Source organism: Streptomyces sp. NPDC059456 (genome assembly GCF_042750055.1).
Taxonomy (GTDB): domain Bacteria; phylum Actinomycetota; class Actinomycetes; order Streptomycetales; family Streptomycetaceae; genus Streptomyces.
This window is the reverse complement of sequence record NZ_JBHYVA010000488.1, coordinates 1-6504: the sequence shown is the minus strand read 5'-3', so window position 1 is coordinate 6504 and position 6504 is coordinate 1. Positions and strand designations below refer to the sequence as shown.

The following is a 6504-nucleotide window of genomic DNA, read 5'->3' as shown; positions in this document are numbered from 1 at the left end:
GGCCCACCCCAACGCCGCCGGGGCCGGGCCCCCGCCCCCACCCCCCCGGTGCACCGGGGGCCGGGGGCCCGCCCACCCGTGTGGGGGGCGCGGGGGCGCCCCGCGCGTCCCCCCCCGGCCCGGGGGGCCCCCCCCCCGCGCGCCCGCGGGCCGGGGCGCCGGCCGCGGCTCGCCGCGGGGGGGGGGCGCGCCCCGGCGCGGGGCCCCCGGGTCTGGGGCGGGGGGCGGCGGCCCCCCCCGCCGCGGACCGCCGCCGACATGCACGCAGAACTCGGGAGGCTCGCCGTGTTGCTGACGAAAACGCACGTATGAGCGAAGTTAGGCTGTTCGGGAACAACTCATGGGGGACTGCGTGGACATCGACATCAAGACGTAACCACGGCCAACGCCTACGACACCACGGACGCCCAGGCGAGGGACGCCTTCAGCAGGCTTCGGCACGGCCTGGCCGACTTCGGGGGGAACTGACCCGTGGTCGCCTATCACGACCTGTACGACTGCCGCGTGGACCAGTGGCAGAAGGCCGCGGACGACTGGGTCGACCTCGCCCGGCGCTCGTCTTCCGCATGCGAGGACGTCCGCGCGCAGGGCAAGAAGCCGCTCGACGACCACTGGGCGGACGCCACCGGCAGGCAGGCCGGCAAACGCCTGGAGGACCTCGCCGACCGCCTCGAGTCCGGCGGCGACATCATGAAGGGCGTGGCCATGGTCCTCGACGCCCTGGCCCATTCCATGGGCTTCGCCCAGCGCACGCTCTTCCACGCGGCCGAGCTGGCGGGCGAGCACGGGCTGGGCATCCGGGACGGCCGCGCGGTGGGCGCGTACACGGGCGCCGCACCCGTCGGCCCGAACGTGCCGCAGAACGTGCCGCAGAACGTGCGCGACGCCCACACCAAGGAACTGGGCGACATCGCGACGGTCAACGGGCTGATGGACGAAGCCCTGCGCGAGGCCGCCCAGGCGGACGCGAAGGCCTCCGCGGAGCTGGACAAGCCGGCGAAGACCATCAACGTCGCCGACACCTCGCAGGCGCACAACGAGATCCTGGTCGAGGCGTCTCACGTCGAATTCGAGATGCTCCGGGAGGACATCCCGGTCGGGAAGGACCCGCACCTCCAGCGCGCCTGGTGGGACGGCCTGACCCCGCAGCAGCAGAAGGACCTCATGCGGGCCGACCCCGTGACCCTCGCCGACCTCAGTCACGCGATCGGAAGCACGCCACGGTGACGTGATCTTCTACGAGCAGGTCGCTCCCGACCCGGACGAACCGCCGGGGGAGACCTACCACGCTGCCGTGGTGACCTCGGTGACCCCTGACGGCGACGTCAAGTTGAGCCAGCACACCGGCTCGTTCCAGAACGTGAGTCTGGAGAGCCGCGAGCACGTTGCCACCAGGAACCACGGTGAGCAGCGCATCCACATCGTCCGACCGCACCCGAATTGGTACTGATGGACATTTCTTCCGCCGCCTCGCAAGGCCGCTCGGTCACGCCCGGCATGGTGATCACGGCAATGCTCGTGCCGGTCGTGGCCGTCCTCGGCGTGCTCTCCTCACTGCACGTCGAGGACATGGACATGGCCTGGGTGCACCGGCAGCAGGCGGCCTGCCGGCTCATGCCCTTCCCGAAGGCGGAGTACGTCTTCGCATGGGCGGGGCCGGTCCTCGGGCTGTCGGCCATGGTCGTCTGCCTGCTGCTCGCCCGGTGGATCCGGCGTCGTTGCGGGGTCCGGATCCGGGACACCTGGCCGGGGATCCTGGCCTTCGTCGTCGCCTCGCTCAACGTCGTGGCGATCCTGCTGGAGCTGTTCATGCTGTGGACCACCCACACGCCCGACGGATCGGGGCCGATCCTCGGCGACTGCGGCTAGGCGGGCGCGCCCCCTAGCGGCGCCGCGTCTGGGTGAGGGCCGCTCCGGCCAGGACGATCGCCGCGCCCACCGGGGTGTTCCAGTGGAGCTGTTCGCCCAGGAGCACGACGCCCGCCGCGGTGGCGATGACCGGGATGAAGTACGTGACCATCTGGGCCGTGGTCGGGCCGACCTCCGTCACCAGCCCGTACTGCATCTGGAGGGCCATCCCCGTGCCGAGGGCGCCCAGTGCGATCACCGACAGGGTCGGCCACAGCGGGAACGAGGTGGGAGTCGAGGTGAACGCGGCGCTGACCGCCAGCAGTTGCAGCGTGGAGAGCATCAGCTGGGCGCCGGTCAGCGCCACCGGCGAGCTCGGCACCGAGGCCAGAGTGCGCCGGACGTAGATCCAGCCGATCGGGTAGCAGAGCGAGGCGAGCAGGGCGAGCGCGGTGCCCTTCGCGTCGATCCCCGAGAAGCCCTGCCAGGCGCCCAGGACCGTCAGCACGCCGAGGAAGCCCAGGCCCAGGCCGGCGAAACGGCGCCGCGTCGGGCGGTCCTCGGACAGGGCCACCATCGACAGCGCCATGCCCCACAGCGGTGAGGTGGCGTTGCAGATCCCGGCCAGGCTCGACGGGATGCTGAGCTCGGCGTACGAGAACAGCGAGAAGGGGGCGGTGTTGAGCAGCAGCGCCGCCACCGCCAGGTGGACCCAGGTCCGGCGGCCCCGGGGGAGCGGCTCGCGGCGCACCAGGAGCACGGTCAGCAGCGCGAGCGCGCCGAACAGCACCCGGCCGAGGGCGACCTGGAAGGGGGCGTACGCCTGCGTGCCCACCTTGATCAGCAGGAAGCTGAAGCCCCAGACCACGGAGAGGATCGCGAAGCGGATGCGCCAGTCCACCCGGGCGGTGCGGGCAGGGGCGGCGGCCGGCGGGGAGAGTGTGGGACGAGGGGTGGCGGGTGCGCTCATGAGGTGTACTCTGCTCCGCTCAACTGCGTAGGACAAGCGAGATTTCTTCGCAGTGACGGCGTAGCATTGCTTACATGTTGAACCTGGAGCGCCTGCGCACCCTCGATGCCCTCGCCCGCCACGGCTCGGTCAGCGGCGCGGCCGACGGGCTCCACGTCACCACATCCGCCGTCTCCCAGCAGATGGCCAAGCTGGAGCGGGAGGTCGGCCAGCCGCTGCTGGCCAAGAACGGGCGCGGGGTCCGGCTCACCGACGCCGGACGGCTGCTCGCCGATCACGCGGCCCGGATCATCTCCCAGGTCGAGCTCGCCCAGGCCGACGTCGAGGCCCAGCGCGGCTGCGCCGTCGGCGAGCTGCGGATCGGCGCCTTCCCGACCGCCATGCGCGGGCTGCTGCCCCAGGCGCTGACCACCCTGCGCGCCGGCCACCCCGAACTGCGGCCCCTGGTGCGGGAGCAGGAGCCCGAGGAGAGCATGGCGGCGGTCGTCCGCGGCGACCTCGACCTGGCCCTGGCCATCGACTGGCACAACAAGCGGATGCCGGTGCCCGCCGAGCTCACGCGCACGCACCTGCTCGACGACTCCTGTGACATCGCCGTTCCGGCCGGCCACCGGCTGGCCGGCCGGGAGCGGGTCACCCTCGCCGAGTTCGCCGACGACGACTGGATCTCCTGGAACGAGGGCCAGTTCTGCCACGAGTGGCTCGTGTACACCCTGCGCGGCACCGGAATCGAGCCGCGCATCGCGCACATCGCCGAGGAGCACCACACCCAGCTGGCGTTCGTGGAGGCCGGGCTCGGCGTGTGCGTGGCCCCCCGGCTCGGGCGCGGTCCGGTGCCGGACGGGGTCCGGCTGCTGCCCGTGAGCGACTCCGTACGGCGTCACGTGTACGCGGTGTGGCGGGCGGACGCCGACCGGCGGCCCTCGATCCGGGCCGCCGTCGACGCCCTCCGGGAGGCCGGCGCCGCAGTCCTGTAGCGCCGCGGTCCTGTAGCGCCGCGGTCCTGTAGCGCCGCGGTCCCGCAGCGCCGCGGTCCCGTAGCACCGGGGTGCCGCGGCACCGGGGCCCCGGAGCCCCGGTGCGTCAGAGCTTGCGGAAGTCCCAGGAGACGACCGACTCCGGCGTGAGGCGGATCCACGCGTGGCGGCCGTCGTGCGGCATCTCCTCGATGCCGAAGTTCTTGGCCGGGAAGATCCGTTCCGCCTCGGCCAGCTCCGGACAGGGTTCGCCCGTGCGCGGGGCCTCGCCCACGAAGGCGGCGCTGCCGCAGAGCTCGACCCCGCGCAGCTCGTCGTACGCCTCACCCGCGTCCACGACCACGGAGATCCGCGGGTCCGCCCGCAGGTCCGACCAGCGGCGGCTGCGCGTGATCGAGTACAGCCACAGCGAGGCGCCGTCCCAGGCGAACCACAGGGCGCCCACGTGCGGACGGCCGTCCGGGGAGACGGTCGCCACCCGGCAGGTGCGCTGCTCGCGCAGGAAGGCGTCCACTTCCGCGTCGGTCATCATGATGCGGCGGCCCCGCCGCTGTGATCCGTCCATCCGACCCACACCTCTTCACATCTGACTGAGTGTCAGGAATCATGCGGGATCGACGGCCGTCACGCCAGGGGGAGCCATGCCGCAGCCGGATCTCGATCCCGCCACCACCGCACTGCTCACCGTCGAGTGCCAGAACGGCGTCGTCGGCGAGGAGAGCGCACTGCCCGAACTCGCGAAGGAGGCCCGGGACTCCGGGATGCTCGGCCGGGTGGCCGCGCTGGTCGACGCCGCGCACGCGGCCGGCGTACAGGTGCTGCACGCGATCGCCGAACGGCGCCCCGACGGGCTCGCCGCCAACGCCAACGCGAGGCTGTTCCGGGCCGCCGGGAAGCTGCCCGTCCGGCAGCTGTCCGGGAGCCCGGCGGTGCAGGTCGCGGCGCCCATCGAGGTGGCCGGAAACGATCTGGTGGTCCGCCGGCTGCACGGCCTCTCCCCGATCGCCGGCACCGACGTCGACGCCCTCCTGCGCAACCTCGGCATCCGCACCCTCGTGGTCACCGGGGTGTCGTCGAACATCGCGATCCCGAACACCGTCTTCGACGCCGTGAACCTCGGCTACCGGGTCGTGGTGCCGTCCGACGCCATCGCGGGGGTGCCCGCCGCCTACACCGCCGAGGTGATCCGCAACTCCCTGGCACTCGTCGCGACCGTCACCACGGCCGAAGCCCTGCTCGCGCAGTGGGCTCCCGCGCGCTGACCCCCGTAACCTGGGCGGATGCTGTCCGAAGTGATCGCGACCCGTTACGTCACGCCCTTGCGTGAGGGCGGCTCGCTCCCGGGGATCGTCGAGGCCGACGACCTCGGTACCTACGTCATGAAATTCACCGGAGCCGGCCAGGGGCGCAAGACCCTGGTCGCCGAAGTCGTCTGCGGGCGCCTGGCGCAGCGCCTGGGCCTGCGGGTCCCGCGGCTCGTGCAGATGCAGCTCGACCCCGTGATCGGGCTAGGCGAGCCCGACCAGGAGGTCCAGGAGCTGCTGAAGGCCAGCGGCGGACTCAACCTCGGGATGGACTACCTGCCCGGGTCGATCGGCTTCGACCCGCTCGCGTACCAGGTGGACCCGGCCGAGGCGGGGCGCGTGGTCTGGTTCGACGCGCTGATCAACAACGTCGACCGGTCCTGGCGCAACCCGAACATGCTGATCTGGCACGGTGACCTGTGGCTCATCGACCACGGCGCCACCATGATCTGGCACCACAACTGGCCCACCGCCGCGAGCGCCGCGGCCAAGCCGTACAACGCCTCCGACCACGTCCTGGCCCCGGTCGGCCCGGACATCGCGGCGGCGGCCGCCGCCCTCGCGCCCCTGGTGACCCGGGAGCTGCTCGACGACGTGGTCGCCGACGTGCCCGACGAGTGGCTGGTCGACGAGCCCGGTTTCGGCTCCACCGACGCGGTGCGCCGCGCCTACGTGGAGGTGCTGCTGCCGCGCGCGGCCACGATCCACGAGAGGATTTCCATGGAGGCCGAGGTGAAGGCGGCTTCGAAGCCCCCGGGGTGGCTGACCGACCACCTGCCCGAATGGCCCCACAAGACCAAGAAGAAGAGCGACGGCGAGTGACCAAGCGGGACGTGTTCGAGTACGCGCTGGTGCGCGTGGTGCCCCGGATGGAGCGCGGTGAGTGCTTCAACGCCGGCGTGATCGTTTACTGCCGGGCGCGCTCGTACGTGGCCGCACGCACCCATCTGGACGAGGCCAAGCTGCTCGCCCTGGACCCCGGGGCCGACGTGGCCGGCGTGCGCGCCGCGCTGCACGGGGTCGCGGGCGTGTGCACCGGGGGCGAGTGGGCCGGCCAGGCGGCCGGTGACGACGCGGGACGCCGGTTCCGCTGGCTGATCGCCCCGCGCAGCACGGTGGTGCAGCCCGGGCCGGTGCACACCGGCCTCACGGCCGACCCGGAGGCCGAGGTGGAACGTCTGCTCGACCTGCTGGTCCGCTGATCCGCCGAACCGTACGAAGATCCGTACGGCGGCCGCCACGACCTGGAGAGCCCAGGGACCCGGTGCCGTTGACACCGCGTGCCACGGCGCCTAGCCTGTCTCAGATACACAACACCGAGCCCACGACACCCATAGCGAAGTCGTAATCCCCTGAGTTGGTGTAAATTTGGCGCGCGGGGGCGGGGGGGGCGGGGGGCCCGGCG

Annotated in this window: 9 protein-coding genes; 7 read left to right on the top strand and 2 right to left on the bottom strand. The window is 72.5% G+C overall.

The window, feature by feature from the left end; all coding sequences use genetic code 11:
• The first annotated feature begins 471 nt into the window (after positions 1-471).
• Genes ACFXA3_RS31190 through ACFXA3_RS31180 form a run of 3 tightly spaced genes read left to right on the top strand, consistent with a single transcriptional unit; the run spans position 472 to position 1869 of the window.
• Positions 472-1227, top strand: coding sequence for a hypothetical protein (locus tag ACFXA3_RS31190; RefSeq protein WP_385192152.1), 756 nt, complete (start codon positions 472-474; stop codon positions 1225-1227).
• A 1-nt stretch (position 1228) separates the two neighbouring features.
• Positions 1229-1450, top strand: a complete 222-nt coding sequence (locus tag ACFXA3_RS31185) for a hypothetical protein (RefSeq protein ID WP_385192149.1) — start codon at positions 1229-1231, stop codon at positions 1448-1450.
• A complete protein-coding gene (locus tag ACFXA3_RS31180; RefSeq protein WP_385192147.1) occupies positions 1450-1869 on the top strand; it encodes a hypothetical protein in 420 nt (139 codons plus the stop codon). Before ACFXA3_RS31185 ends, ACFXA3_RS31180 begins: the two co-directional genes overlap by 1 nt.
• A gap of 13 nt (positions 1870-1882) precedes the next feature.
• Here the strand turns inward: ACFXA3_RS31180 and ACFXA3_RS31175 are convergent, their stop codons facing one another.
• Positions 1883-2818, bottom strand: a complete 936-nt coding sequence (locus tag ACFXA3_RS31175) for a DMT family transporter (RefSeq protein ID WP_385192145.1) — start codon at positions 2816-2818, stop codon at positions 1883-1885.
• Between the two features lie 74 nt (positions 2819-2892).
• Here ACFXA3_RS31175 and ACFXA3_RS31170 point away from each other — a divergent pair, with 74 nt between their 5' ends.
• Positions 2893-3795, top strand: coding sequence for a LysR family transcriptional regulator (locus ACFXA3_RS31170; RefSeq protein ID WP_385192143.1), 903 nt, complete (start codon positions 2893-2895; stop codon positions 3793-3795).
• A gap of 106 nt (positions 3796-3901) precedes the next feature.
• On the opposite strand, the gene ACFXA3_RS31165 is transcribed toward ACFXA3_RS31170, so the two are convergent.
• Complete coding sequence (locus tag ACFXA3_RS31165; RefSeq protein WP_385192140.1) at positions 3902-4360, bottom strand: pyridoxamine 5'-phosphate oxidase family protein; 459 nt, start codon at positions 4358-4360, stop codon at positions 3902-3904.
• A 76-nt stretch (positions 4361-4436) separates the two neighbouring features.
• On the opposite strand from ACFXA3_RS31165, the gene ACFXA3_RS31160 reads away from it, so the two are divergent.
• The 3 genes from ACFXA3_RS31160 to ACFXA3_RS31150 are packed head-to-tail and all read left to right on the top strand — an operon-like array spanning position 4437 to position 6301.
• A complete protein-coding gene (locus ACFXA3_RS31160) occupies positions 4437-5057 on the top strand; it encodes a cysteine hydrolase (protein ID WP_385192137.1) in 621 nt (206 codons plus the stop codon).
• Between the two features lie 18 nt (positions 5058-5075).
• Positions 5076-5921, top strand: a complete 846-nt coding sequence (locus ACFXA3_RS31155; protein ID WP_385192135.1) for a HipA family kinase — start codon at positions 5076-5078, stop codon at positions 5919-5921.
• Positions 5918-6301, top strand: a complete 384-nt coding sequence (locus ACFXA3_RS31150; protein ID WP_054225024.1) for a DUF3037 domain-containing protein — start codon at positions 5918-5920, stop codon at positions 6299-6301. The genes ACFXA3_RS31155 and ACFXA3_RS31150 overlap by 4 nt, the downstream gene beginning before the upstream one ends.
• The last annotated feature ends 203 nt before the right edge of the window (positions 6302-6504 follow it).